This is a genomic window from Gordonia sp. DT219 (assembly GCF_049847065.1).
Classification (GTDB): Bacteria; Actinomycetota; Actinomycetes; order Mycobacteriales; family Mycobacteriaceae; genus Gordonia.
In genome coordinates this window covers 1-633 of the sequence record NZ_JBNCNR010000069.1, presented here as the reverse complement: position 1 = coordinate 633, position 633 = coordinate 1, and the positions used below count along the sequence as shown (strand labels likewise).

The window sequence follows — 633 nt, the reverse complement described above, 5'->3', positions numbered from 1 at the left end:
GTTCGCGCTCGGCGTGTTTGGTGTGTCATGCGCCGGGGTTCGGATTCCAGGACCAGCCGGGGCTGTTGGGTGGGCTGACTGGTTCGGGGATGTGGGCGGCTGCGCATTGGCGTACGGCGAGGCTGGGTGGCTGGTTGAAATCGGTCCCGATGTCGTTGAGGACTTGCCAGTCGCCGAAGACATTGTGAATCGGGTACCAGTGCGGGCCGTGTTGATTGGCTGGGGGCGGGGTTCCCGTGCGCCGGTAAGTCAACACTTCCCCGGTCCATGCGGGGCCCGGAACGCAGATTGTGGCTGTCGCGATATTCCCGTCACTGTGAAAAGCGCCGATGAAGAGCGCGCCGTTGCTGGGGGGTAGCGGCTGCGTGGGATCGTCGGTGCCACCGCCTATATGCGGTGGAGGATGATGGAACTCGCTGGCGTGTAAGAAGCCCGGGTATGCGGCTCGTGCGCCTTGTGATCCGGATTCCATTGCGATGTAGGTCGAGTCGTTTACGGCGCGGATGAAGGTGGCGTCGGGGCTCATGAGATCGAGCGCAGGGGTGGGTATCCAGTAGGTGGTGAAGTGGAGGAACCATGGAGGCGCGTAGACCGAGGGAGTTGGCGTGGTGTTGGGTGTTGTGCATGCGGCTA

The 633-nt window shown here is 63.0% G+C and carries 1 protein-coding gene; it reads right to left on the bottom strand.

Annotation, left to right across the window (positions count from 1 at the left end):
* Positions 1 to 25: 25 nt before the first annotated feature.
* Positions 26 to 633, bottom strand: a 608-nt coding sequence (locus ACPXB3_RS22450) for a hypothetical protein (RefSeq protein WP_425707114.1), incomplete at its 5' end; no start/stop codon positions are given.